This window comes from Selenomonas sp. oral taxon 920, assembly GCF_001717585.1.
Lineage (GTDB): Bacteria > Bacillota > Negativicutes > Selenomonadales > Selenomonadaceae > Centipeda.
Map to the genome: position 1 here is coordinate 1256392 of NZ_CP017042.1, position 26567 is coordinate 1282958.

Below are 26567 nucleotides of genomic sequence, written 5' to 3' on the forward strand. Positions count from 1 at the left end.
GTTGTATTGTCCTTTCATATGCTTCGACCAAAACAATCCAACTCTTCTAAGGCCCGTTGTGCGAGTAAGCGCTTCTTCTCCGGCTTTCGCGTACGACGAGGCAAATGCGCAAGCGGCGGAAGCAGTCCGAAGTTGATATTCATCGGCTGAAAATGCATCGGATCGCAGGAGGTGATGTAGTGCGCGAGTGCCCCATGACAGGTCTTGGATGGAAAGACAAGCGGTTCTCCATTGCCCGCAAGGCGTGCCGCATTCACGCCTGCCATCAGGCCGGATGCGGCAGACTCAACATAGCCCTCCACCCCCGTCATCTGCCCTGCAAAGAAGAGGCGTTCATTGATGCGCAGCTGAAAGGTCGAGCGCAGATGACGCGGTGCATTGATGAAGCTGTTGCGGTGCATTACGCCATAGCGGAGGAACTCTGCATTCGTTAGCCCCGGAATCATCCGAAACACGCGCTGCTGCTCCGGCCATTTGAGCCGCGTCTGGAAACCGACCATATTATAGATTGTTCCCTCCGCATTGTCTTGCCGCAGCTGAACGACGGCATAAGGGCGCACGCCCGTCTCCGGATGTTCGAGTCCGACAGGTTTGAGCGGACCGTAGAGAAGGGTATCCTTGCCGCGTGCCGCCATGACCTCGACGGGCATACAGCCTTCGAAGAATATCTCCTTTTCAAAATCATGTGCCTGTGCCGTCTCTGCCGTGGTGAGTGCCGCATAAAACGCCTCATACTGTTCCTCGTTCATTGGACAGTTGATGTATGCCGCATCCCCCTTCCCATAACGAGAGGCACGATATGCGTGCATCATGTCAATGCTTGAAGCAGTTACAAGAGGAGCGGCGGCATCGTAGAAATAGAAGGAGTCATTGCCAAGCAATGCGGCAATCTCAGCAGAGAGCGCTCCATCCGTCAGCGGGCCCGAGGCGATGATGACGATCGCCTCATCCGTGGAGGGAATCTGTGTAATTTCTTCATGCTGTACCGTGATATTCGAATGCTGCTTGATACGCGCCGTAACATAGTCGCTGAATTTGGTACGGTCAACAGCGAGAGCACCGCCCGCAGGAACAGCAGTTGCGTCGGCTGCCTGCATGATGAGTGAGCGCATGCGGCGCATCTCCTCTTTGAGTACGCCTACAGCATTTTCAAGGCCTGCACCGCGCAGGGAATTGCTGCACACAAGTTCGGCGAAGCCGTCTGTCTTATGTGCGGGAGTGCTGCGCAGGGGGCGCATTTCAAAAAGCGTCACCTGCGCGCCGTGTTCCGCCGCCTGCCATGCCGCTTCACTTCCGGCAAGACCCGCACCAATAACGATGACCTTCTTCATGCACGCGTTCCCTTGCGGCGCGTTGTTTTCTTCACCGATCTCCCCTTCTCCACTGTATTTTCCGCGCCGGACTCTTTCGCCTGAGCACGCTCCTTCTGCCGTGCAAGCTCCTTTTCAATGGGACTGCCAATACGCGAACTGCAGGCCTCGTTGCTGCAGTAGAGGATGCTGCGCCCCGTGCGGTAGCGATGTTTCTGCATGAAGGAGCCGCATACCTTGCAGTTTTCCTTCTGCGGCTCATCCCATGTTGTATAGTCACAGTCCGGATAGCGATCGCAGCCAAAGAATGCACGCCCGCGCCGACTCTTGCGTTCGACGATCTTGCCGCCGCATTTCGGACAGGCAACCCCCGTGTCACGCAGAAGAGGCTTTGCGTTTCGGCAGTCCGGAAAACCGGGGCACGCGAGGAATTTTCCGAAACGCCCCTGCTTGACGACCATCATGCGTCCACATTTATCGCATGGGATGTCTGTGACCTCGTCGGGCACCTCCACTTCACCGATCACATCCTCTGCCTTTTTCAGTGTCTCCTCGAACGGATCATAGAATTTTCGGAGCAGATCGTTCTTATCGAGCGTGCCGTCTGCGACCTCGTCAAGTTCCCCTTCCAGATTTGCCGTAAATTTTACATCCACAATGTCCTTGAAGTATTCCTCCAGAAGATCCGTGACGATGAAGCCGAGTTCAGTCGGACGAAACTGCTTTTCTCGGCGCTCGACATAGCCACGCTTCTGTATCGTCTCGATGATGGGCGCATAGGTGCTCGGACGGCCAATTCCCATCTCCTCCAGTGTCTTTACAATCGACGCGTCGTTGTAGCGCGGCGGCGGCTCCGTAAAATGCTGCTCCGGCTTCAGCTCAGCGAGTGCAAGTGTGTCACCCGTCTCGAGTTCCGGCAGAAGTGTGTCCTTCTCCTTCTTCGAAATCTCTGCGCCGACATAGACGGCGGTATAGCCCTTGAACCTCAGCTTTGACCCGTGTGCGCGCAGCTGATAGTCTCCCGCTGCAATCTGTGCAGCAATCGTGTCATAGACAGCGGCCGCCATCTGACTCGCCGCAAAGCGCTGCCAGATGAGCGTATAAAGGCGCAGCTGATCGCGGTTCAGATAGGATTCCAACTCCGCAGGTATCCGCAGAATGCTCGTCGGTCGAATTGCCTCGTGTGCGTCCTGTGCTTTCTTTCCCATTGCATAGATATTCGGACGCGGCGGGATATATTCTTTGCCGTACTCCTCACTAAGATAGCTTCTCGCCTCATCGACGGCAAGATTCGAAATGCGCGTAGAGTCCGTTCTCATGTAGGTGATGAGACCGGTTGCACCGTGCCGTCCCAGTACAACCCCCTCGTAGAGCTGCTGGGCAATCATCATTGTGCGGCCGGAGGTAAAGCCAAGCTTGCGGGCGGCATCCTGCTGAAGCGAGCTGGTCGTAAAAGGCGGCGCTGCCTTCTTGCGTCGTTCGCTGCGCCTTACCTCCTTGACCGTAAAGTTTTGCCGTACGAGATCATCGGTCAGTATCTTTGTCTGTGCCTCACTGTGCAGTGCAATTTTCTTTCCGTGGGCATGTGTGACATCCGCCGTAAAGGTGTTCTTTCCCTTTTTCAGCTTTGCCTCAACTGTCCAGTACTCCTCGGACTGGAATGCGTCGATCTCACGCTCTCGATCGCAGATGAGGCGCACCGTCACCGACTGTACACGTCCAGCAGACAGCCCCTTGCGCACCTTTCGCCAGAGCAGCGGCGACAACTTGTACCCCACAATGCGATCCAGCATACGACGCGCCTGCTGTGCGTCGACCTGCTCCATATAAATGGGACGCGGATGCTGTACCGCCTCCTCAATTGCGGGCTTCGTGATCTCATGAAAGACGATCCGGCAATCCTTTTCCGGATCAATGCCTAGGATGAACGCGAGATGCCATGCAATCGCCTCTCCCTCACGATCTGGATCGCTTGCGAGATAGATCTTATCCACGTTCTTGGCATCCTTTTTGAGTGCACGGATCAGATCGCCCTTGCCGCGTACATTGATGTATTTTGGAGAAAATTCATTTTCGACATCAATGCCGAACTGACTCTTCGGCAAGTCGCGCAGATGCCCCATCGAAGCTCTTACAATGTAGTTATTCCCAAGATGGCGCTCAATAGTCTTTGCCTTTGCAGGAGACTCAACGATGACAAGAATTTTAGGTGATGATTTCTTTTCCGAGGTTTTGGCATTTTTGGAGCTCTTCGCTTTAGAGGTTTTCGTTTTCGGTGCAGATGTCAGCGTAGCCAATCCATCAGTTCCTTTCAGCACGGCGATAGGCGTGCATTTCATTTTCTGTAATAATTCCCTTGAGCTGCATTTGAAGCAGGAGCAGCGGGATATTTGCCGTAATATGCTCCGGCACACTGTCCACGATCTCATCCATGCTGAGCGCATGGTCAAAGGACAATACCTGATAAATACGAGTTTCTTCCGGTGTCAGCTGTTCGTGTACAGGACGGCGTGGAGGCTCGGCGAGACGCATTTCCTCCAAGATTTCCTGCGGGGACTCCACCAAGCGCGCTCCCATGCGAATCAAATTATGGCAGCCGCTGCTCTGCGGTGAGTATATGCTGCCGGGAATCGCATAGACATCCCGTCCCTCACTCAGCGACATCTCTGCCGTAATCAGTGAACCGCTGCGCCGTGCCGCCTCAACGACCAACGTCCCCTCAGAGAGTCCGCTGATGATGCGGTTGCGTGCAGGGAAAAATGCGGGCAGCGGCTGTGTTCCCGGGGCATACTCCGAAATGACGGCACCGCCGGTCTCGATGATCTGCACGAGCAATCGGCGGTTCTCGGGCGGGTAGGCAATGTCCACACCGCAGCCGAGTACCGCGACCGTCCTGCCGCTGCGCAGCGCTCCGCGGTGTGCACGTGTATCAATACCACGCGCCGCTCCACTGACGACGGTGACACCTGTCGCCGCCAGCCGTTCGGCAAACTCCATCGCTGCGGCTTCTCCATAGGCGGTAAATTTACGTGCACCGACGATCCCGATCCGGCGTGCATCCGAAACGAGCATGCCACGGTAATAGAGAACGAGCGGTGGGTCAAAGATTTCACGCAGCACAATCGGGTAAAGTGCTTCATCGATCGTGACAACGGCGACATCCTGCCGCGCGCAGTCCGCCTCAATTCGTTCGGGCAAATCGGGATGTGCAGCAATATGCCGTACAAGCTCCTCTACAAGCGCATCAGAAAGAATCCCCGTGGCTCGAAGCGCTCCTGCAGACATCGACCAGATCTCCTGTGCCCGTGGAACGGCAGCACAAAGACGGCGCATACGAACACTGCCGATATGGCGACACTGCAAGAGCGCCGCTAAATACCATTGATCATCCATGGCGATACGCTCCCCATATTACATAAATTCATATAAGATTGCAACCCGAAGCAATCATTTGCTTCTTAATTATATAGATCGTTATCGCGGAAACAATTTATCACCGAATACATAGTATAGCATGAGAAAAATGAGAAGGCAAAGGAACAGATCGGACATGACACACTCCTATAAAAAAAGAGGGGCTATGCCCCTCCCAGATTTTGCATATCACATAATGCGACGCGCTCCAATATAGCACGCACCCCAGTAGCCGCCGTACAGGTTGTCAATTGCGACGCCACGACTGGACGAGGCATTGATAAAATTGCCGTCGCCGAGATAGATGCCCACATGCGACGGTCCGTATTCATACGTAGAGAAGAACACAAGATCGCCCGGTACCATCTCCGAGGAGGAGACTGGATAGCCGACATCGTACTGTGCATCAGCCGTACGCGGGAGATAGATGCCCGCATTGGCAAAGACATAGCGCACAAATCCCGAGCAGTCAAAGCCAGACGGTGTCGTACCGCCGAAGGAGTACGGAACCCCGATGTACTGCATCGAGTCAGAGATGACGCGGCGTACAATGTAGTTGGAACCGCGGCTGACCTGCGGCATCGATTTTCCAAGAAGTGCCTGATACGTCGATGGACCTACCATCCCATCGACTGCGAGCCCCTGCGCCGCCTGGAATTCCTTCACTGCCTCCGCCGTCGCAGGGCCAAAATCGCCGTCTGCAACAACGTCATAACCAAAGCTGGAGAGCTGTCCTTGGATCTCAGCCACATCCGTTCCCTGGTCACCTAGCTGGAACGACTCTGCACTCGCAACAGCTGCGGAGCAGAGAAGCATTGCGGATAATGCAAGAATCTTGATTTTCTTTCGCAAGCAAACACTTCCTTCCAACGATACCGGAGGATTCCGCCGGTATATCAAAATGCTTCGAAAACATTGGCTGTGAGAAACCAATAAGCCGAGTTCTGTTCCGTCATTGTGACGGCGACAATCATTTATCTGGGACGCCTGTTGCCAGACGCCTCGAGCGACACTACCCGGAAGGTCGACGGGCCGCCTTAGCCCTTCCCTATTTGGTCTTGCTCCATGTGGGGTTTACCCAAGCCGACCGGTCACCCGGCCGCTGGTGCGCTCTTACCGCACCTTTCCACCCTTACCGATCAGATCGGCGGTTTAAATTTCTATGGCACTGTCCCTGAGGTCACCCTCGCTGGACGTTATCCAGCACACTGCCCTGTGGAGCTCGGACTTTCCTCGCCCAGTCAAAATAGAATGGACGCGATTGTCTCGGTTTCTCATACCAACGCGAAGATTATACCACATATGGGGCACAGGTGTCAAAATCCACCCAAGGCCTTGTGCCACATGGGGTGAACGGAATACCTACGAACAGGAAATCCCTTTTATGAGAAATTCTTTTATAAATTTTAATTGTTTTCCCACGCCTTCGCAATAATCTCCTCGATGCTGCAAAGCTTATTCTCATGCAAATAGCGTCCCAATCCGTCACAGATCTTCATGGTAACGGAGGGATCGACGAAGTTCGCCGTGCCGACCGCAATCGCAGATGCACCCGCAAGGAAGAATTCAACCGCATCCTCCCACGAGGAAATCCCGCCCATCCCGATGACGGGAACGTGAACAACGTGTGCCACGTCCCAAACCATGCGCACGGCAACCGGCTTCACAGCAGGACCCGAGAGCCCTCCCGTGCGGTTGCCAAGGACGGGACGGCGGCAATGGATGTCGATCTGCATTCCGATGAGCGTGTTGATGAGCGAGATTGCATCTGCCCCCGCCTCCTCGACGGCAAGTGCCATCTCCGTAATGCTCGTGACATTAGGCGAGAGCTTTGCAATGACGGGCTTTTCGGACGCCGACACCACCGCACGTACGACGTCTGCCGCCGCACGCGGGTCTGTGCCAAAGACGATGCCGCCCTCCCTGACGTTCGGGCAGGAGATGTTAATCTCGAGCGCGGCAACGCCGTCGACATTGAGCCGTCGTGCAATTTCCGCATAGTCCTCGACGGAGCTTCCCGATATGTTGACGATGACATTCATGCCGTACGGTCGGATGCGCGGCAGGATTTCCGTCAGGAAGTGCTCCACGCCGGGATTTTCGAGCCCGATGCAGTTGAGCATCCCCTGTGGTGTCTCTGCGATGCGTACGCCCTCGTTCCCACGCCGTGGAGTGAGTGTCGTTCCCTTCACCATGACGCCGCCGAGACGCGCGAGGTCGACAAAATCCGCAAACTCCTCGCCGAAGCCGAACGTCCCCGATGCCGTTAGGACTGGGGTTCTCATCTCAATGCCGGCGATATTCGTGCGCAGGAGATCATCATACGGATAGTTTACTGTACTAGGAGGCATAGTACACCTCCCCCGCCGGGAAAACAGGGCCGTCCTTGCAGACCTTACGTCGGCCGCTTTTCGTGTCCACAGCGCATGACAGGCACGCGCCAAGTCCGCATGCCATGCGCTTTTCAAGCGAAACCTCGCAGGGAATCCCGTATTCGCTCGCAATCCCGGCGACGCGCTCCATCATAACGGGAGGTCCGCAGACCGCAACGCCGTCATACGTTCCGCCTTTCAATAATTCCGGCAGGAGCGTTGTCACAAAGCCCTGCGTGCCATATGAACCATCGTCCGTCGTGATGAAGCATTCACGCACATGGGGGCGATAAATGTCCGCCCAGAAAACTTCTTCCTTTGTGCGCCCCCCCATCAGAACGGAGACATTTGGATGCTCTGCCGCAAAAAATAGGAGTGGGGTGAGTCCCATGCCTCCGCCGACGAGGAGCGGGTGGTCCAGCGCGGTATCGAAGCCGCGTCCCAGAGGCCCGAGGACGGAGACATCTGACCCCGCCGCCGCTCCTGCAAGAGTCTCCGTACCACGCCCCACCTGACGGTAGATGAGGCGAATCCACTCATCCGTGCGCGAAACCTCCGCAATGCCGAGCGGACGGCGCAGAAATCCGCCGTCCGCCGGTACGGAGATCTGCACGAACTGCCCCGGCAGGGCCGTTTGTGCAATTTGCGGAGCGGCGAGCGTCAGTATATCGACACCCGCAATCGGTGCTTCGTGGGAAAGAATCCGTGCCTCCTCGATTACCTTAGGCAAGATCATCCCCTCCGCCGACATAATCCTGAATCGCGAGTGTATAGACCAGACGGCGATTGCGCATAAACTCAAGCACGCGCAGCACCTCCCATGCCGTATCAAGTGAGGTGAGACAGGCAATGCCGTGCTCCACCGTGGCGCGGCGGATCTTGAAGCCGTCACGGGCGGAGTGCTTGCCCTGTGTCAGTGTATTGATGACCATGTTGATCCTGCCGCTCTTAATCATCTCAATGATGTCCGAGCTGCGCTCATGCACCTTGCCGACCACCTCCACATCAATTCCGAGCGAGGCAATCGCCTTTGCCGTTCCCTCCGTCGCCACAATATCGAAGTTGAATTCGGAGAATGCCTTGGCGAGCTGTTTAAGCTCCTCCTTGTCCTTGTTCGCTACTGTAAAGAGGAGGCAGCCCCTCGTTGGGATGTTGAGACCAGAGCCGACAATTGCCTTGTAAAGTGCCCGTGCATAGTGGTAGTCCACGCCCATGACCTCGCCCGTTGACTTCATCTCAGGTCCAAGAGAAATGTCGACATCCGTCATCTTTGCGAACGAGAAAACGGGAGCCTTGACCGCAACATAGGGACGCGGCGGAATCAGCCCCGAATGGAAGCCGAGTTCCTTTAGGGTCGCCCCCATTGCGACCTGTGTCGCGAGACCGACCATGTTGACGTTCGTGATCTTGGACAGGAACGGCACGGTACGGCTCGAGCGCGGGTTGACCTCGATGATAAAGACCTCATCGCGTGCGACAACAAACTGGATGTTGAGCAGCCCCTTGACATGGAGCGCGACGGCAAGCCGTTTTGTATAGTCGATAATGGTGTAGATCACGCGTGCGGGCAGCGTCTGCGGCGGATAGACTGCGATGCTGTCGCCCGAGTGGACGCCGGCACGCTCGATGTGCTCCATAATTCCGGGGATGACGACATCCACACCATCGGAAATGGCATCGACCTCGACCTCGGTTCCCTGCATATAGCGGTCGACAAGGACGGGATGATCGGGCGTGACCTTGACCGCACGGCTCATATAGTCGCGCAGTTCTTCCTCGTTATAGACAATCTCCATCGCGCGCCCGCCAAGGACGTAAGAGGGACGCACCATGACAGGGTAGCCGATGCGCGTCGCACCTGCGACAGCATCCTCGAGATTTGTCACGCTGATCCCCTCGGGGCGCGAAATCCCCGTCTGCGTCAGCACCTCGTCGAATCGCTCACGATCCTCGGAGCGGTCAATGTCATTGACGGACGTGCCGTAGACACGAAGTCCTGCACGTTCAAGTTCCGCCGCGAGATTGATTGCGGTCTGTCCGCCGAACTGGACAATGACACCGTCCGGCTTCTCCTTGTCGACGATGTTGAGCACATCCTCCACCGTCAGCGGCTCGAAATAAAGACGGTCGGAGATGTCAAAGTCCGTGCTGACCGTCTCGGGGTTGTTGTTGATGATAATCGCCTCAATGCCCATCTCGCGCAGGGCCCAGACGGAGTGCACCGAGCAGTAGTCGAACTCGACCCCCTGCCCGATGCGGATGGGGCCGGAGCCGAGCACGATCACCTTTTTCCGATGAGAGACCGTGACCTCGTCCTCCGTTCCACGAAACGTGGAATAATAGTACGGCGTCATCGCCTCGAACTCGGCGGCACAGGTGTCCACCATCTTGTAGCACGGAAGAATGTTGTGCGTACGGCGCATCGTACGGATCTCATCGCGTGTCTTCTTCGTCAGCTCGGCAATGGAGACATCGGCAAGCCCGACCCATTTTGCCGCTGCGAGCAGCTTCGGTGTGAGCGGAGCAGAGGCAAGCTGATTCTCCACATCCGTGATATGCTTGAGCTTGTGGATAAACCATTTGTCCACCTTCGTGATGTCCGAGATGGCATCGACCGTCAGCTTCCCGCGCCGCAGGGCTTCGGCAATGACAAAGATGCGCTCGTCATTGACGAGGGCAAGCTGCTTTTCCACACGCTCATCGTCCCACTCGACAAAGCGGTCGATGTGAAGACGGTTGACCCCAATCTCAAGTGAGCGCACCGCTTTGAGAATTGCTCCTTCAAAGCTGCGGTCAATCGACATAACCTCGCCTGTTGCCTTCATCTGTGTGCCGAGTGTATGGTCAGCGTAGATGAATTTATCGAATGGCCAGCGTGGGAACTTCACAACGCAGTAGTCAATCGTCGGCTCGAAGCACGCCTTTGTCTTCTTTGTAACCGAGTTGACAATCTCATCCAGCGTGTAGCCAATCGCAATTTTCGAGGATACCTTTGCAATCGGATAGCCCGTCGCCTTGGACGCGAGTGCCGAGGAGCGGCTGACACGGGGATTGACCTCAATGACATAGTATTTATTGCTCTTCGTATCGAGCGCATACTGGGCGTTGCAGCCCCCTTCAATGCCGAGCTCACGAATGATGCGAAGGCTCGCGCTGCGGAGCATTTGATACTCGTGATCCGTCAGTGTTTGTGCAGGAGCAACAACAATACTGTCACCTGTATGAACACCGACGGGATCAAAATTCTCCATGCTGCAAACGGTGATGCAGTTGTCATTGCCGTCACGGATGACCTCAAACTCGATTTCCTTCCATCCGGCAACGCTGCGCTCGATGAGTACCTGCCCAATCATCGAGTAGTTAAGCCCCTTGATAACGGTTGCAATGAGCTCTTCCTCATTCTCGGCAATACCACCGCCTGTACCGCCCATTGTATACGCAGGACGTACGATGACAGGATATCCGATGGTATTTGCAAATTCGACAGCTGAATGAACATCTTCGACAATCGTGCTCTCTGGAATTGGTTCGCCGAGTTTCTCCATCGTCTCTTTGAATCGCTCACGATCCTCCGCCTTCTCGATTGCTTCCAGCGAAGTTCCGAGCAGTTCCACGCCGTGCTGTGCGAGAACTCCCTTCTCGGCAAGCTGCACGGCGAGGTTTAGTCCTGCCTGCCCGCCAAGCGTTGCCAAGAGACCATCGGGCTTCTCCTTGGCGATAATCTCCTCAAGAAATTCCGGCGTCAGCGGCTCGATGTAGACACGGTCGGCGATGTGTGTATCCGTCATAATGGTTGCGGGGTTGCTGTTGACGAGCACAACCTCGAGACCATCTTCTCGCAGTGCGCGGCACGCCTGCGAGCCCGCATAGTCAAACTCCGCAGCCTGTCCGATGATGATAGGGCCGGAGCCGATGACCATGACCTTCTTCAAATTTTCCTTGCGCGGCATACGTCACTCTCCCTTCATCAAATTCCAGAACTCATCAAAGAGATACATATTGTCGTCCGGTCCCGGCGCAGCTTCCGGATGATACTGCACGGAGAAGATCGGCAGCGACGTATGACGCAGTCCCTCAATCGTATCGTCATTGACATTTGTATGTGTAACAACAAGTGGTGTGCCCGAAAGCGAGGCAGGGTCGACGGCATAGCCGTGGTTCTGTGCAGAGATGTGCACCTTGCCCATCTTGAGATTCTTAACGGGCTGATTGCCGCCGCGATGTCCGAACTTCATCTTGTACGTCTTCGCACCAAACGCAAGCGCGAGCAGCTGATGTCCGAGGCAGATGCCGAAGATCGGCTTCTTTCCCGCGAGCTTACGGACTTCCTCGACAATCTCCGGCACATCCGTCGGGTCGCCGGGACCGTTCGAGAGGAACACTCCGTCAGGGTTCAGTGCAAGCACCTCTTCTGCACTGGTCTGCGCAGGCACGACTGTGACTTTTGCCCCGATCCGATTGATGTTGTGCAGAATACTGCGCTTCACACCAAAATCCATTGCCACGATATGCGGTGCATCAGGCGTTTCCGTCTCAAGGGTGTAGATCTCGGGGGTCGTAACGATCTCCACGACGTTGCGCGGAAGTTCCTCCGTCTGCAATGCTGCGATCTCGCGCTCCGCTAGATCTGCGGGAACGATTACGCCCTTCATCGCACCCGCAGAGCGGATGTGACGCGTGATTGCGCGTGTGTCCACATTGTAAAGGCACGGAATCTCGTGCTCGGTCAGAAAGTCCGTCAAGCTCTCCTCAGATTGCCAGTTGTTCGGTGCGTCACAGAGTTCACCGATGACAAAGCCGTGCACAAAGGACTTGCGTGACTGCATGAACTTCGCCGCCGCACCGTAGTTCCCGATCAGCGGATACGTCATCGTGAGAATCTGCCCGCAGAAGGACGGATCGGTCAGGCTCTCCTGATATCCCGTCATCGTCGTGGTAAATACGACCTCACCCACAGCTTTTGTATCACTGTGAAGCAATTCGCCCGTGTAGACCGAACCGTCCTCCAGTATCAGTTTCCCTTTCATACTACTATGACCCCATCCTTCATAACAATTTTGCCATCGACCACGGTAAGCACCGCTTTCCCCTTGAGCTGCCGTCCGTTGAACGGGGAATGTCTGCCCCGCGTATAGAACTTGTTCACATCAACCGTCCATTGCAGTTCGGGGTCGATCACCGTGATATCGGCGGGTGCACCCTCACCGAGTGTGCCCGCATTCAGCTTGAACACGCGCGCAGGACCGTAGGACATTCGCTCGATCAGAGTCGCGAGCGGGACTTTGCCCGTGTGAACGAGGTCAGTCATCAGCACGCCGAGTGCCGTCTCAAGTCCCGGGAAGCCACTCGGGGCGTAGATATACTCACGATCCTTCTCCTCGGGTGCGTGCGGCGAGTGGTCGGTGACGATCATCTCGATTGTTCCGTCGAGCAGCCCTGCAACCATCGCCTCGACATCCCTTGCCGTGCGCAGCGGCGGATTTACCTTTGTCGAGCTGTCGCGTGGGTCGACACATTCGTCCGTCAGTGTCAGATGATGCGGTGTGACCTCCGTTGTCGCACGCACACCGCGCACCTTTGCCTCACGGACAAGCTGCACGGCACGCCCAGAGCTGATGTGCGCGACGTGCACATGTGCGCCCGCGTACTCCGCGAGCATAATGTCGCGTGCAACCGCAATGTCCTCCGCCACGATCGGACGCCCCTTGATACCGAGCATCGCACTGCGATGTCCCTCGTTCATCGCACCGTCCTCAACGAGGGAGGTGTCTTCCTCGTGATTGATGATCGCCTTGTCGAACGGAATGAGGTAGTCGTAGGCACTGAGCAGTACCTTTGCCGACGGATCATAATGACCGTCGTCCGAGAACGCAACCGCACCTGCTTCGACCATGTCACCGAGCTCGGCGAGCTCCTTGCCCTCCTGATTCTTCGTCACCGCGCCGATGATGCGGATGTGAATGACGGCAACGTCCTCCGCGCGTTTGATGAGGCTCGTGACAAGCGCCGCATCATCCACCACGGGACGCGTGTTCGGCATCGTTGCAATCGTCGTATAGCCACCCGCTGCACCTGCGCGCGAACCGGAGGCAAAGTCCTCCTTCGCCTCCTGCCCCGGCTCACGGAGATGCGTATGCATATCGATGAACCCCGGAGTGACAATTTTTCCGGAGGCATCATAGATCTCGGCACCGTCTGCATTCAGATCTTTTCCTACCTGACGGATGACACCGTTCTCAATGAGGACATCACAGATTTCATCTCGCTGTGCGGCGGGGTCAATCACCCGACCGCCCTTCAAAATCAATGCGCTCATCAGGCTTTCCCTCCCATCAGCACCAATGTGAAGAGTGCCATGCGGATGGCAACCCCGTTTTTCACTTCCTCCTGAATCCGTGACTGTACGCCGTATGCGACGGATTCCGAGATTTCCCAGCCCTTGTTCATGGGACCCGGATGAAGCACGAGTGCGTTGTTCGCAAGTGCCAGACGCTCCTCGTTCAGCCCGTAGATGCGCGCATACTCGCGCGTCGACGGAAACAGCCCGCCCTTCATACGTTCGAGCTGAATGCGCAGCACCTCGATCACATCTGCCCCCTCCACCGCATCCTCGATGCGGTCGTGGATGGTGATGCCTTCCTCCTCATGGAGAAAACGAGGCAGGAGAGGACGCGGCCCCGCGATATGCACGTCCATGCCCATCTTGCGCATGCCCTGTATATCCGAGCGAGCGACGCGGCTGTGCAGCACGTCTCCGAGAATGGCGACCTTCAGTCCCGCAAGCTTCCCCTTGTTCTCCTCGATGGTATAGAGATTGAGAAGCCCCTGCGAGGGATGTGCATGTGCGCCGTCGCCCGCATTGATAATCACGGGAGAAACAGCGTCAGCAGCGTATGCGGCAGCTCCCTCCGCCTTGTGGCGCATGACGATCGCGTCCGTACCCATCGCCTCAATCGTATAGAGCGTGTCGCGCAGGCTCTCCCCCTTCACGACACTGGACGCACTTGCCGTGATGTTCACGACATCTGCGCCGAGGTACTTTCCTGCGAGCTCAAATGACGTACGAGTGCGCGTGCTCGGCTCGTAGAACAGCGTGACGATCGCCTTTCCCCTGAGTGCCGGCACCTTCTTGATGTCGCGGCCGACAATGTTCTTCATCTCGCGTGCCGTGTTCAGAACGAGACGAATCTCCTCCGCCGAAAAATCTTCGAGCGCAAGAACATCCCGTCCCTTGAGTGATAACTCCTGACTCATGTGCATCCCCTTTCACGCACTAAAAAAGCTTTCCAATGCCAAAAGAAAGGCATAAGAAAGCTTTGCATTCTAAAATTGGATAGACGGATGGTGTCGTGTGTTTCATTGAAAACTCCCTTAAGGCCTCACAGGACCTCTTAAAAGGTGATATGTAGGAAGCATAGATACCATGCTTCCTTTATTTCTCCTCATTATACTGTTTTCAGCCGCAAAAATCAACCGCTTGCACAGCAACGCAAGATTAGATTTTCTCCGCCAGCCGCTCTGCGAGCAGTGTATAGCGGCGGCGCGTGCGATCGTTGCTCACGGCGGAAAAGAGTGCCGTGCGGTCGCCGATGAGGATGACTCCCTTCTTCGCACGCGTAACGGCAGTGTAGAGGAGATTGCGCTGCAGCATAATGTGATGGGCACGCACGAGCGGTAGGATGATGATGTCGTACTCACTGCCTTGACTTTTATGCACACTCATCGCATAGGCAAGGGTGAGTGCACCGAACTCGTCCCGCGTATAGGGAATCTCCACATCCTCTGCAAATGCGACAACGAGGTGCTCCGAATCGATTTGGACAATGTGTCCGATGTCGCCGTTGAACACATTCTTCATATAGTCGTTGCGTGTCTGCATGACTTTGTCGCCGAGGCGAAATCCGACTGCCTCCGCCTTGTCTGCCGCAGGCGGATTCAGTGCCGCCTGCAAGCTGCGGTTGAGCAGATCCACACCGCATGCCTCGCGCCGCATGGGCGAGAGCACCTGCAGATCCATGAGATCAGTGCCTGTGCGAATGAGCTGTGTGGAAATGGAAACAATCTGCGCGGCAGCATCCTCGCTCGATACTGCTGTAACGAATGAAAAATCCGCCTCCGTGAAGGAGGGCACACGACCGGAGTTGATGGCGTGTGCATTGAGGACGATCGTGCCCGTATTGTTCTGACGGAAGATCTCGGTCAGACGGACGCTCGGAATGACGCCCGAGCGCAGGATGTCCTTGAGCACAGATCCCGGACCGACGGCAGGGAGCTGATCCACATCGCCGACGAGGATGAGATGAGCCCCCGGGAGGACGGCGGTGAGGAGATGCTGCATGAGCACGATGTCCATCATGGAAACCTCGTCCACAATGATGACATCCGCCTCGAGCTGCGTCTCTGCGTCGCGTGCAAAGCGCATCTCACCGTCCTCCCTGCCCTGTGCTTCGAGCATACGGTGCACAGTCGCAGCGGGATAGCCTGTCGCCTCCGCGAGACGCTTTGCCGCGCGTCCCGTCGGGGCGGCAAGCAGGATCTCAAGCCCCTGTGCCCCGAGGATGTCGATCATGCTGCGCACGACAGTCGTCTTGCCCGTACCCGGGCCTCCCGTCAGAACGAGAACGCCGTGTTCGAGCGCGGCAATGACCGCCTCACGCTGCGTTGCAGCGAGACTGACACGATGCTCCGCCTCCCACGCCGTAACGAGGGCAGTGGTATCGTGAATGTGAATGTGATCCGCCTTTCTCTGCAGCATCCGCAGCAACCGCGCCGTCTCCGCCTCCGCCTTGTAGAGCTGCGGTGCGTAGATGAGACGCTCCCCCATCTCGTCCACTGCATAGAGACGGCTCATCTTCACCTCACGACTGAGCACCTCCATGACCTCACTGCGCGTGACGCCAAGACGCTTTGCTGCCTGCTCCGCAAGCATGGATTCGGGAATGCAGCAGTGTCCGCCCGAGGAGATTTGTGTGAGCTCATAGGAAAGTCCTGCGGCAATGCGCGGAAAGGAGTTTTTTTCCCATCCTGCGGCAATGGCGATGGTATCCGCTGTGATGAAGCCGATCCCGTCAATCTCCTGCGCGAGACGATAGGGAGCTTTCTCCATCACCTCGACCGCAAGCGATCCGTATGCCTTGAAAATACGCGCCGCGTAGGTGCCGCTCACACCGTGCTCCTCAAGCCAGAGCATGATGTCGCGCAGCTCGGACTGGCGCATATAGGAGGCGGTTATCTTCTCCACAGTCTTCGGGCCGATGCCCGAAATTTCTTTGAGGCGGCTCGGCGCACGCTCGATGATGAGAAGTGCCTCCGCGCCGAACTTCTCGACGATGCGCCGCGCCATCGCGGGACCAATCCCGTCAATGGTGCCCGATGCGAGAAAACGCTCAATGCCGCCCGCACTCGTGGGAGCACTGACGCGCATACGCGCCGCCTGAAACTGCCGCCCAAAACGCGGATGCGTGACCCAGCTCCCAGTCAAACGAACCTCCTGCCCGACCAATGGAGCGACCCCCTTCGTTGTCGCCGTGCATTTTCCCGCGTGCTCCATACGCAGGCGAAAGACAGCGAATGCACCGTCGCCCGCAGAGAAGATGACATGATCGACAACGCCTGTCAGCTCTTCTTCCTCGGTGTGAAACCCAAGGTTTTGTTGGAGTTCCATCTCACGCCTCCGTCAGCTGCTGCCACTTCTCATAACGCTGCATGATCTCGATTTCCTTCGCTGCATACGCCTCTGCAATCGCATGACTACGCTCCGGATCCGCCTGTGTCTCTGGGCGGTTCATCTCGTACTCAAGCCCCTTCAGCTCCGCCTCTGCCATTGCGATTTCCGCCTCTGTGCGCTCGATCATCTCCTGCCGGCGGGCGGCAGGGATGGCACTGTGTACGGTAGACTTCGGCGCAGCAGGTACTTCCACGCGGTCTTTTTTCTCCTGTGCGGGAGGCGCATTCTGCGCCTTCTTTTCCGCGCACGGCACGTCCGCTGCCGCCGCCTCTCCCTCGGCTTCCTTCTTCATCAGATAGTAGCTGTAGTTACCGAGGTACTCCGTGATCCTGCCATCCTTTAGCTCAAGAGTGCAGTTTGCCGTCTTGTCGAGAAAATAGCGGTCATGCGACACGGCGATAAACGTGCCGGGGAATGCCATCAACGCCTCTTCCACCGCCTCGCGTGCAGGGATGTCAAGATGGTTCGTCGGCTCGTCCAGTACGAGAAAGTTCGCATCCGTCAGCATGAGTTTGAGGAATGCCACACGCGCCTGCTCACCGCCCGAGAGTGCACCGATGAGCCGCAGAACATCGTCACCGTGGAAGAGGAACGCGCCAAGATACCCGCGTGCCGTCTCCTCATCCAAACCGAACGTATAGCAGATCTCATCCAGTATCGTCTTGTTCGGATCCAGGCCCTCATGCTGTTGGGAGAAATAGCCGATCTTGACACGGCTGCCGATTTTCAGACGCCCCGTCGCTTCGAGCTCCCCAACGAGAATTTGCAGCAGGGTCGTCTTGCCGACACCGTTCTCCCCGATCAGTGCCACGCCGTCCCCCTTGCGGATAAGGAGGGAGATGCGGTCAAGCACACGCTGACCACCCGGATAGGCGAACGCAATATCCTCGAGTTCCGCCACGCGCTGTGCACACTCCATCGGCTTGGTAAACGCGAAGTATTTGAAGCGCGCCGCCTCCGGCGGCAGCACAATTCGTTCGAGCCGATTCAGCTGACTCTGCCGTCCGCGTGCCTGCTTTGCCTTGATACCCGCCTTGTATCGGCTGATATACTCCTCGGTTTTCTTAATCTGTGCCTGCTGCTTTTCATATGCACTCTGCAGTGCCGCACGCCGATCATTCTTCACCCGCATATAGTGCGTGTAGTTTCCCGTGTATGCCGTAATCTCTGCGTGATCGAGCTCCAAAATGCGCGTCGCAACGCGGTCGAGGAAATAGCGGTCGTGCGATATCAGGAGTACGCCGCCGCGATAGGACTGCAGAAATCTTTCGAGCCACTCAATCATGCCGATATCGAGATGATTTGTCGGCTCATCCAAAAAGAGGAAGTCCGGCTCACGCAGCAGTGCCTTTGCGAGACATATGCGCGTGGTCTGTCCGCCCGAAAAATGCCGGACATCCTTTTGGAGCTCTGCCTCGGAGAAGCCAAGTCCGAACGCAACGCGGCGAATACGGCTCTCGAAATCGTATCCGTCCATCGCTTCGAATCGCGTCACGAGATTTCCGTATGCGGCGAGTTCCTCCACACCGGCAGCCCCTGCTGCAATATCACGCTCCATCCGCTCCTTCTCTGCGCGGAGCGCAATGAGATCTGAAAATGCACTGCGCAGTTCCTCGTACAATGTATCGTTGGAAAAATCTGCCTGCTGCTCAACATAACCGATCGTATCGGCACGATCCATCACAATCTGACCGCCGTCATTCTCCTCATGTCCGAGAAGAATCCGCATGAGTGTCGTCTTGCCTGCGCCGTTTGCACCGACGAGCCCTACCTTGTCCCCGCGCTGCACTTCAAAGTTTACATTGGAAAACAGCGTACGTATGCCGTACGCCTTCTCTAATCCAATTACTTTCAGACTCCCCATGTCACTCTTCTCCATCCTCGTGCACGGCATGCGCACGGTAGTCACGCCCAATGATCACAATCGCCTGCCGCTCTCCTGTCCCCTCAACAGGCATGATGACACAGGGAAAGGGCATCCCATAGAACAGCTTGACATGGGAATCTGCCGTCATGACGGCAGTCTTTGGTCGATCCGAGGCATTGCCCGTCTCCACACTGGATATATGGAACCCCTTTGCCCGCAGCGTATCAGCGATCTCAGCACCTGCACCGTCGATTCCACTGGCGTTGATAATCATGACAGAGATGTCCTCCGCCCTGTCCGCACGGCTGCCTTTAATTTCTTCCGTTTTCTTCTCTCCCGTCTTTTTTTCGGGATTCTTCTCCGCAATGCCACGCTCCGCGCGTTGCACTTCGATGGCAGATTCCCCTTCAGCGAGGAGTTTCTCGGCGGAGGGAAGCAGTTCGCGCTCATCCGTCTCCGTCATCACGCGCAGACGCTCCGGTGTATCTGCTCGATAGACGGCAGCATCCTGCTCTGCCGCCTCCTGCATCGGCGCAGGAAGATCCCTTCCCACACCTGCAAACAGTTCCTTGCGTGTCTCCACGATATCTGGAATCCAATAGCTCACGTCCCCGAGATATGCCGGAGCTCCCGCAACCATCTGCATATCCATGCCGGCTGCTTCGATATCCTTCAGCCGTTTTGCGAGTGTCAGCAGTTGCCGCGTCGTCAGATCTGTCTCAACGGCAGCCTGCACCTCATCCACCACGGCGGCAAGACGCGGAAGCACCTGCGGAGACAGGAACTGCGCGAGAAGAGCACGCATAAAGCGTTGCTGGCGTCCAATGCGGCCGATATCCCCCTCTCCGTCGCGATAACGCACATATTGGATTGCATGTGCACCGTCCATATGCTGCTCTCCGGGGGCGAGATCAATCACGAGGCCGCCGTTATCGTCCCACGGATCCTCATAGTGCATCCGTTTCTCCACGTCGATGTCCACGCCGCCGACTGCATCTACGATTCGCTCGAATGCCGACGTATCGATCATGATGTAATGCGTCACAGGAACACCAACGAGTTGGCTGACCGAGGCGAGCGTCATCTCGTGCCCGCCGAATGCATAGGCGTGATTGATCTTGTCATAGCCGTAGCTGCCGACCTTGACACGCGTATCCCGCGGTATCGAGAGCAGCGCAGCACGCCCGTGCTCCTCATCGACGGCAGCCAGCATCAGTGTATCACTGCGTCCGACATCCCCCTCCCTCCGATCCACTCCCATAATGAGCACATAACCCAGATCGTTCTCCGGCAAATTGGCAAATGTATTCCCTGTCCGCAGCGATCCGGACATAAAATAGCTGCCCGCATAGTAAATGGCACAGACAAGCAGAAAGGAAAAGGCAAATACAGCCCCTGCATATTTGATAAATGTACGATCCTGCTTCGCCTGTGATGCTTGTTCCCGTATCAATCCGTATATCGTCCTCTCCCGATAAATTGTACCCAGTATAACAAAAACAAAAGTTCCATGCAAATACAAAGCCCGTTGGAACGGCACATATCTCTATAACTCTTTACAAAACACGGTATTTCATGTAAACTAAAAACACTTATATACGTAGGTAGATTCTGTATCCAACCGCACTTAGGGAACTGCTCTCACGGGCAGAATACGGCGATACACACCGAACGGATAAGGGGGAAAAAATGCTACGACTTCCTGTCTCGAAACTAAAAGATGGCATGGTACTTGGGCAAAGTCTGTTCAATACCGCGGGGGGAAGCTATCTCGTCAAGGGGCAGCCGGTTACGATTGACTATATTCGACGCATGCAGCAGCTCGGCATCCAGTCAGTTACAGTAACCTCCATGGATCCGCGCCACAAGCTCCCACCACCACCGGACGTGATTGAGGAGAAGACGCGCGTCAATGCAATCAATGCCGTCTACAATACATTTCAGTCCATTGAGGAAAACGGAACTCTCGATATACCAGCGCTGCAAAAGGTGACCGATTCGATCGTTTTCAATCTCTTTGAAAATCATGAAAACCTTGTTCAGCTCACGGACATTCGTACGCACGATGCATATACCTTTGCACACAGCGTGAACGTCGCCGTCCTCTCAGCAATGATGGGAATGCTCTGTCACCTGCCAAAGGAGGATCTGTCCCTCATCACGCTCGGCGGACTCCTGCACGACCTCGGTAAGATCGACGTGCACACGGACATCCTCACGAAAAACCGAAGTCTGAGCAACAGCGAGTTCGACATCATGAAGAAGCACCCTGCCGATGGTGCGCGGCGCATCCTAAAGATGCACGGTCTCCCGAAATCGAGCATATTGGCGGCGATCGCGGGACAACATCACGAGCACATCGATGGCACGGGCTATCCCCGCGGCCTTAAGGGCGAGGAGATGCACCGCTTTGCGAAGATCGCGGCGATTGCCGATGTCTACGATGCATTGACGAGTGAGCGGCCCTACAAGAAGGCGTATATGCCGAACATTGCCTACAACATCATGCATAATATCAACAAGGGACAGTTCGACCCGAAGCTGCTCGACCTCTTCTTCAACAACGTTGCCATCTATCCGGAGGGGGCTGTGCTCAAGACTACGTTTGGCTTCGCTGTTGTAAAGGAAAGCAAGTTTGGCCGCACAACGACGCCAATCATCATTCTCTTTGCTGATGTCAACGGCAAACTGCTGAGTGAACGGAGTCTGATCGACCTCTCCGAGGAGAAGGACGGCGCTTCCTCCATACAGGTCGTTCCAACGGGCAACGATCTCTACCACTTCATCCATGAACTCGGTGTCGATCCGACTTACTACCTCGAGGAAGAGCGTGAGAAGGATCGGGCGGCAGGGATTGTCCCCTCGGGTGTATCTGCACCGCCGCGTATGCGCACAAGATAACGTCACAAAAAAACCGGACGATCCTGTCCGGTTTTTTTGTGACGTTATCTTGCCTCTAAAATCTTTGCTGCCATATCCTCCACCGTTGTGCAGTTTCCTACAAGGTAGCCCGCCGCGGTAAGCTTCTGTCCAAGGCGCAGAAGATGCGGTGCGGCAAGAGAAGCACGCACAAGAAGATCGTCACGCTGAAACAGCACGTGCGGCGCGCCCTCTCCAATGACCTGTCCGCCCGCGAGGATCACCATATGATCTGCGACGCGCAGAATGTCCTCCATACTGTGCGATACGAGGACAATACTGACGCCGCGCTCGCGGTGAAGCATTGTAAGCATGGATAGGAGCGTCTCGCGTCCGCGCGGGTCGAGCCCCGCTGCCGGCTCATCGAGAACGAGGTAACGCGGTGCCAGCGCAAGCACGCCTGCAATCGCCGCACGTCTGCGCTCTCCGCCCGAGAGTGCAAATGGCGAACGATCACGGTAGCTCTCAGGCAGGCGGACGAGCTCCATCGCCTCGCGCACACGCGCCTCGACTTCCGCATCCGTCAATCCTTGATTGCGCGGACCGAAGGCAATGTCTTCATACACCGACTCCTCGAAGAGCTGATGTTCTGGATATTGAAAGACCATGCCGATGCGGAAGCGTGCCGTCCGCGCCGCCTCCTTTTCCTTTTTCGTTTTGCCGTGGAGGCTGACACCGTCCACGAGAATCTGCCCTGCCGTCGGTATCAGGAGTCCACCGATCAGCTGCATGAGCGTTGACTTTCCGGCGCCCGTTTCCCCCGCGATCGCCGTAAACGAGCCCGATGCAATCGTCAGCGTGACACCGTGCAGAGCCGTGTGGGAGAGCGGCGTTTTTTCCATGTAGGTGTAGGACAGTGATTCTATCTCGATAGACAATGCAGCAGCTCCTCATCCGTTACAATATCCTGCGGGAGATCCCACCCACCGTTCCGCAGACGCTCTGCAAGATCGGCTGCAAGAGGAAGATCCAACCCTAGTGCGCGTACCTGCTCCGGCTGCGCAAAGATCTCGCGCGGTGTTCCGTCCATGACGATCTGCCCCGCATCCATAAGTACAATGCGATCTGCCGCAATTGCCTCTTCCATAAAATGCGTGATGTAGACGATGGTCATCCCCTGCTCATCATGAAGTTTCTCGACAGCACTCAGCACCTCTGCTCTCCCGCGCGGATCGAGCATTGCCGTCGGTTCATCGAGGACGAGACAATGTGTCTGCATTGCAATCGCCCCTGCAATGGCAATGCGCTGCTTCTGTCCGCCTGAGAGGAGATGTGGGGCTGCCTGTGCATATGCCTCCATGCCGACAAGGGCGAGTGCATTCTGCACGCGCGCACGGATCTCTGCGGGCGGCACGCCGAGATTCTCAGGGCCGAATGCCACATCATCTGCCACAACCGCCGCGATGAGCTGATTGTCCGGATTCTGGAATACCATGCTGACCTCCTGTCGGATGTCCCAGCGGTGCATCTCATCCTTCGTATCGAATCCACGTACGAGGCAATGCCCCTCAGTCGGGAGGAGGAGTCCGTTCAGATGACGTGCAAGGGTCGACTTCCCCGAGCCGTTCGCCCCGAGCACCGCCACAAACTCCCCGGCTGCAATCGAGAGGGTGACACCGCGCAGTGCCTCATGTCCCTCTCCCTCGCTGCTTTGGTAGACATGCGTGACATGATCAAGCTCAAAAAAAATCTCTGTCATTTCCGTCCTCTCACGAATGCTTTATTCTCGCCTTCAGCTGCACATAGAAGGTCGTTCCTTTATCAATCTCGCTCTCCACCGCGATTGTTCCCCCGTGTGCCTCGACAATCTCCCGTGCAATAGCGAGCCCCAGCCCATTGCCGCCCATGCGGCGCGAGCGCACCTTGTCCACACGGTAGAAGCGATCAAAGATGCGATCGCGATGTTCCGGTGCAATGCCGATTCCCGTGTCTGCAACGGAGAGCTGGATGCTCCCCTTTTCCTTCTGTTCCACACAGATCGTAATACGCCCGCGCTCAGGCGTATACTTGACCGCGTTGTCGACGAGGATCAGAATCAACTGACGGATTTTCTGTTCATCGGCGTAGATCTCCGCACGCTTCGGCAGCACTTCATCAATCACGATGTCCTTCTTCTCAGCAAAGGGGCGCATGATACGAACCGTCTGTTGGACGGCAGAGACGAAATCCATACGCACGGGTTTGAGTTGGTTTGCTCGCCCGTCAGTGCGTGCCACAGTGAGGAGGTCGCTGACAAGCTTCGTCATCTTCTTCACCTCATCGCGCACGTCTTCAATGACCTGCTTCAAGAACGGCGAGGTAATGGAAGGATCGCTGCGCAGGAGATCGGCCGAGGCGAGCACGACAGCAAGCGGAGTACGCAGCTCATGCGAGGCGTCCGCAGCAAACTGCCGCTGCTTTTCATATGCCTCACGTACAGGCTTCATCGCACCACCCGAGAGGACGTAGCCGACACCGGCAGCACAGATGAGCGCGAGTACGCCGAGTGCTGCAAGCGCCGAGGTCGCCTTCTCCATACCGTTATACATGGCGGTAACGTCCTTGCCGACATAGACGGTCTGCAGCGGCAGAGGTGGACTGAACACCGTCTGTGCCGTCATCATCACTTTCGTCTGTGCGCCGTATGCATTTGTCTGCGTAAAAACGCGCACCTCCCTCTCAGGCGCATCCCATACACCGACAATGTCCAAAATAAAGGACTCGATGCGGAACGAGGCACGTGAAAAGCTGACGAGACGCCCGCGATCGTCAAAGACGTAGTAGAAAAGGCGATCGTTTGTGCTGCGATAGAGTTGGTTCTCATCCATATCCATGCCCGCATGCAGTACAGCATATGCCTGCGACGCTGCGACACTGTCCGCCGTATCCAAGAGCTCACGCGCCTGTTCGGATGTGATCGCCCACTCCATCGTCTTGTGCATGGCAAAGAGGAGGACAATGACCAGTCCTCCCATAACGAGAGCATAGCGCAGCATCAGCCGCAGACGGCTGCGCCCAAAGACGTTCTGCTCGTTCAATGCGGTGTCTCCAGCTTGTAGCCGACCCCGCGAATGGTCTTGATCGCAGCCCCCGCTCCTGCAGCATCCAGCTTCTTGCGCAGCATTTTCATATAGGAGTCAATGTTGTTGGAGCTGACATCCGCCTCGAGCCCCCAGATGCGATCGAGGATGATGTCACGCGGCACAACAATGCCAATGTTCTGCGCAAGGAGGTCAAAAAGCTGGAACTCGCGCGGCGAAAGCTGAATCACCTTGCCGTTCTTCTCAAGGATATTCGCCGTGCGGTTCAGCTTAAATCCACCGATCTCATCCACCTCATGCTGAATGCGCTGCGTCGCGCGCCGCCCGAGGGCGCGCAGACGTGCAAGGAGCTCCGAGAACTCGAACGGCTTTACCAGATAGTCGTCCGCCCCCGCATCCAGCCCCGTCACGCGATCCTCCACCGAGTCCCGTGCGGTCAGCATGAGGATGGCGCGGTCATAACCATTGCGGCGCAGCCGCGCACAAGCATCCACGCCTGTTTCTCCCGGCATCATCCAGTCCAGAATCAGGATGTCATACTCCGTATAGGTCGCATACTCATAGATATCGCTGCCGTCCGTCACCCACTCAACACTGATATCATTCTGTTCGAGCATATATTGGATGAGCTTGCCGAGGCGCAGATCATCTTCTGCCAGAAGTACGCGCATCATATCATCTCCCCGCTGTGTACTAAGGAAATTATAGGAAAATGGGGTGAAAGATAGCTGAAAGTCAGTGCATCATTGGATGCTCCGCCGCAATCATCGTATAAAAGACCAGTGTCCCAAGGCCGTACCCCGTCAGCATAATAATCCCCATTGGAATCGCTGTATGATCACCCGCGATCCCAACCACGGGCATCATGCACGCGCCGAGCAGCATGGAAAAGCAGCCAATGAGTGCCGATGCACTGCCGGCGTTCTTTCCCTGCCGCGAAAGCGCAAGCGAAAAGCTCGCTGCCCCCATCACAGAGAACGGAACAACCGTAAGAAAGAGCAGGAGGACGATGACGGCGAGCGGTGCAGAGAAATAAAATCCTGCGAGCAGCAGCGTACTCCCAATCAGCGGTACGAACACCGCATATTTCAACATGATGATATCCGGTACACGCCCCGCAAGACGTGCGGGGAGAACCCCGGCGAGCAGCAGTCCCGTGCCAATCACGGCAAAGATCATGCTGTAGCCCTGCGGCGAGACGGCATAGATATTTTGAAAAACGAATGAGGAACCCGAGAGATAGGAGAAGAATGCCCCGAACACGAAGCATTGGAGGAGACAGTGCCCGAGAAAATAACGATCGCGCAGAAGCGTCGGGAAGTTTTTCAATGAATCCGTCACGTTCGCACTGCGCTGCTCACGCGGCAGTGTCTCCTGATAGATGAGTGTCGCACCTGCAAGAAATACGCCGATGACCGTGAGGAGCACAAAGGTCGTGCGCCAATCGGCAAAGAGCAGGATCTGCCCGCCGATGACAGGTGCGATGATCGGCGCAAAGCCGTTCACCATCATGAGAATCGCGAAAAATCGTGTCAGCTCCGCCCCCTCGCAGACATCGCGCGCAATCGCACGCGCAATGACAATGCCGCTCGCCCCCGCAAAGCCCGCGCAGAAGCGGAAGAAAAGGAAGAGATAAATATCCTCGGCAAGTACACAGCCGAGTGTCGCACCAATGAACACGAGCATCCCGATGAAGAGCGGAATCCGCCGCCCGTGGAGATCGCTCAGAGGCCCTGCGAGAATCTGACCGAGTGCCATGCCGAGCGTCGTCATCGTCAGTGTCAGCTGGACGAGCGATGTCGAGACACCAAAATCCGTCTGCACCTCGGGCAATGCCGGCAGATACATATCCGTCGAGAGCGGCGCAATTGCCGTCATCACGCCGAGAAAGATCGTCAGCCAGAGCCGCGTGCGCCGTGTCATTGCCATAAAATCCCC

19 protein-coding genes and 1 other RNA gene are annotated in these 26567 nt (G+C 56.3%); 1 reads left to right on the plus strand and 19 read right to left on the minus strand.

The features are described from left to right. Nucleotides 1-14: 14 nt before the first annotated feature. From trmFO to BCS37_RS05950, 14 genes are all read right to left on the minus strand, one after another. Complete coding sequence (gene trmFO, locus BCS37_RS05885; protein ID WP_069180590.1) at nt 15-1331, minus strand: methylenetetrahydrofolate--tRNA-(uracil(54)-C(5))-methyltransferase (FADH(2)-oxidizing) TrmFO; 1317 nt, start codon at nt 1329-1331, stop codon at nt 15-17. Continuing rightward, entirely contained in the window at nt 1328-3649 is a 2322-nt protein-coding gene (topA, locus tag BCS37_RS05890) for a type I DNA topoisomerase (protein WP_173862594.1), read from the minus strand. Before topA ends, trmFO begins: the two co-directional genes overlap by 4 nt. Further along, complete coding sequence (gene dprA / locus BCS37_RS05895) at nt 3612-4703, minus strand: DNA-processing protein DprA (RefSeq protein WP_069180592.1); 1092 nt, start codon at nt 4701-4703, stop codon at nt 3612-3614. The genes topA and dprA overlap by 38 nt, the downstream gene beginning before the upstream one ends. Nucleotides 4704-4913: 210 nt before the next feature. Continuing rightward, the gene (locus tag BCS37_RS05900; RefSeq protein WP_069180593.1) at nt 4914-5576 is read right to left on the minus strand and encodes a C40 family peptidase; all 663 of its coding nucleotides are present in this window, start codon (nt 5574-5576) and stop codon (nt 4914-4916) included. A 66-nt stretch (nt 5577-5642) separates the two neighbouring features. Beyond that, an RNA gene (gene rnpB, locus BCS37_RS05905) (RNase P RNA component class A) lies at nt 5643-6001 on the minus strand. 129 nt (nt 6002-6130) lie between these two features. Beyond that, nucleotides 6131-7075 (minus strand): dihydroorotate dehydrogenase, encoded by a 945-nt coding sequence (locus tag BCS37_RS05910; RefSeq protein WP_069180594.1) that lies wholly within the window; start codon nt 7073-7075, stop codon nt 6131-6133. Further along, nucleotides 7065-7847, minus strand: a complete 783-nt coding sequence (locus tag BCS37_RS05915; protein WP_069180595.1) for a dihydroorotate dehydrogenase electron transfer subunit — start codon at nt 7845-7847, stop codon at nt 7065-7067. The genes BCS37_RS05910 and BCS37_RS05915 overlap by 11 nt, the downstream gene beginning before the upstream one ends. After that, nucleotides 7819-11046, minus strand: a complete 3228-nt coding sequence (gene carB / locus BCS37_RS05920) for a carbamoyl-phosphate synthase large subunit (protein WP_069180596.1) — start codon at nt 11044-11046, stop codon at nt 7819-7821. The genes BCS37_RS05915 and carB overlap by 29 nt, the downstream gene beginning before the upstream one ends. Before the next feature lie 3 nt (nt 11047-11049). Further along, entirely contained in the window at nt 11050-12123 is a 1074-nt protein-coding gene (carA, locus tag BCS37_RS05925) for a glutamine-hydrolyzing carbamoyl-phosphate synthase small subunit (protein WP_069180597.1), read from the minus strand. Then, entirely contained in the window at nt 12120-13412 is a 1293-nt protein-coding gene (locus tag BCS37_RS05930; protein ID WP_069180598.1) for a dihydroorotase, read from the minus strand. Before BCS37_RS05930 ends, carA begins: the two co-directional genes overlap by 4 nt. After that, a complete protein-coding gene (locus BCS37_RS05935) occupies nt 13412-14356 on the minus strand; it encodes an aspartate carbamoyltransferase catalytic subunit (protein WP_069180599.1) in 945 nt (314 codons plus the stop codon). The genes BCS37_RS05930 and BCS37_RS05935 overlap by 1 nt, the downstream gene beginning before the upstream one ends. A gap of 235 nt (nt 14357-14591) precedes the next feature. Then, nucleotides 14592-16760, minus strand: coding sequence for an SF1B family DNA helicase RecD2 (gene recD2, locus BCS37_RS05940; RefSeq protein WP_069180600.1), 2169 nt, complete (start codon nt 16758-16760; stop codon nt 14592-14594). Nucleotide 16761: 1 nt separating this feature from the next. Next, nucleotides 16762-18687: an ABC-F family ATP-binding cassette domain-containing protein gene (locus tag BCS37_RS05945; RefSeq protein ID WP_069180601.1), complete on the minus strand. Its 1926-nt coding sequence runs from the start codon at nt 18685-18687 to the stop codon at nt 16762-16764. Between the two features lies 1 nt (nt 18688). Then, entirely contained in the window at nt 18689-20152 is a 1464-nt protein-coding gene (locus BCS37_RS05950; RefSeq protein ID WP_069181561.1) for an LCP family protein, read from the minus strand. Nucleotides 20153-20379: 227 nt separating this feature from the next. On the opposite strand from BCS37_RS05950, the gene BCS37_RS05955 reads away from it, so the two are divergent. Continuing rightward, the gene (locus tag BCS37_RS05955; protein WP_069180602.1) at nt 20380-21591 is read left to right on the plus strand and encodes an HD-GYP domain-containing protein; all 1212 of its coding nucleotides are present in this window, start codon (nt 20380-20382) and stop codon (nt 21589-21591) included. Between the two features lie 44 nt (nt 21592-21635). Here the strand turns inward: BCS37_RS05955 and BCS37_RS05960 are convergent, their stop codons facing one another. The 5 genes from BCS37_RS05960 to BCS37_RS05980 all read right to left on the minus strand — a co-directional run bounded on the left by BCS37_RS05960 (nt 21636) and on the right by BCS37_RS05980 (nt 26558). Then, on the minus strand, nt 21636-22487 hold the full coding sequence (locus BCS37_RS05960) for an energy-coupling factor transporter ATPase (RefSeq protein WP_069180603.1): 852 nt from the start codon (nt 22485-22487) through the stop codon (nt 21636-21638). Beyond that, on the minus strand, nt 22472-23308 hold the full coding sequence (locus BCS37_RS05965) for an energy-coupling factor transporter ATPase (protein ID WP_069180604.1): 837 nt from the start codon (nt 23306-23308) through the stop codon (nt 22472-22474). The genes BCS37_RS05960 and BCS37_RS05965 overlap by 16 nt, the downstream gene beginning before the upstream one ends. A 10-nt stretch (nt 23309-23318) precedes the next feature. Then, nucleotides 23319-24626: a sensor histidine kinase gene (locus tag BCS37_RS05970; protein WP_069180605.1), complete on the minus strand. Its 1308-nt coding sequence runs from the start codon at nt 24624-24626 to the stop codon at nt 23319-23321. Then, a complete protein-coding gene (locus BCS37_RS05975; RefSeq protein ID WP_069180606.1) occupies nt 24623-25300 on the minus strand; it encodes a response regulator transcription factor in 678 nt (225 codons plus the stop codon). The genes BCS37_RS05970 and BCS37_RS05975 overlap by 4 nt, the downstream gene beginning before the upstream one ends. Nucleotides 25301-25364: 64 nt before the next feature. Continuing rightward, on the minus strand, nt 25365-26558 hold the full coding sequence (locus BCS37_RS05980; RefSeq protein ID WP_069180607.1) for a multidrug effflux MFS transporter: 1194 nt from the start codon (nt 26556-26558) through the stop codon (nt 25365-25367). Nucleotides 26559-26567: the final 9 nt, after the last annotated feature.

Coding starts and splice junctions, on each gene's coding strand:
- BCS37_RS05980 (WP_069180607.1), bottom strand. CDS start 26,558: ATGGCAATGACACGGCGCACGCGGCTCTGGCTGACGATCTTTCTCGGC.
- BCS37_RS05930 (WP_069180598.1), bottom strand. CDS start 13,412: ATGAGCGCATTGATTTTGAAGGGCGGTCGGGTGATTGACCCCGCCGCA.
- topA (WP_173862594.1), bottom strand. CDS start 3,649: ATGAAATGCACGCCTATCGCCGTGCTGAAAGGAACTGATGGATTGGCT.
- carA (WP_069180597.1), bottom strand. CDS start 12,123: ATGAAAGGGAAACTGATACTGGAGGACGGTTCGGTCTACACGGGCGAA.
- BCS37_RS05975 (WP_069180606.1), bottom strand. CDS start 25,300: ATGCGCGTACTTCTGGCAGAAGATGATCTGCGCCTCGGCAAGCTCATC.
- BCS37_RS05915 (WP_069180595.1), bottom strand. CDS start 7,847: ATGTCGGCGGAGGGGATGATCTTGCCTAAGGTAATCGAGGAGGCACGG.
- BCS37_RS05965 (WP_069180604.1), bottom strand. CDS start 23,308: ATGACAGAGATTTTTTTTGAGCTTGATCATGTCACGCATGTCTACCAA.
- BCS37_RS05910 (WP_069180594.1), bottom strand. CDS start 7,075: ATGCCTCCTAGTACAGTAAACTATCCGTATGATGATCTCCTGCGCACG.
- recD2 (WP_069180600.1), bottom strand. CDS start 16,760: ATGGAACTCCAACAAAACCTTGGGTTTCACACCGAGGAAGAAGAGCTG.
- carB (WP_069180596.1), bottom strand. CDS start 11,046: ATGCCGCGCAAGGAAAATTTGAAGAAGGTCATGGTCATCGGCTCCGGC.
- BCS37_RS05935 (WP_069180599.1), bottom strand. CDS start 14,356: ATGCACATGAGTCAGGAGTTATCACTCAAGGGACGGGATGTTCTTGCG.
- trmFO (WP_069180590.1), bottom strand. CDS start 1,331: ATGAAGAAGGTCATCGTTATTGGTGCGGGTCTTGCCGGAAGTGAAGCG.
- BCS37_RS05945 (WP_069180601.1), bottom strand. CDS start 18,687: ATGGGGAGTCTGAAAGTAATTGGATTAGAGAAGGCGTACGGCATACGT.
- dprA (WP_069180592.1), bottom strand. CDS start 4,703: ATGGATGATCAATGGTATTTAGCGGCGCTCTTGCAGTGTCGCCATATC.
- BCS37_RS05955 (WP_069180602.1), top strand. CDS start 20,380: ATGCTACGACTTCCTGTCTCGAAACTAAAAGATGGCATGGTACTTGGG.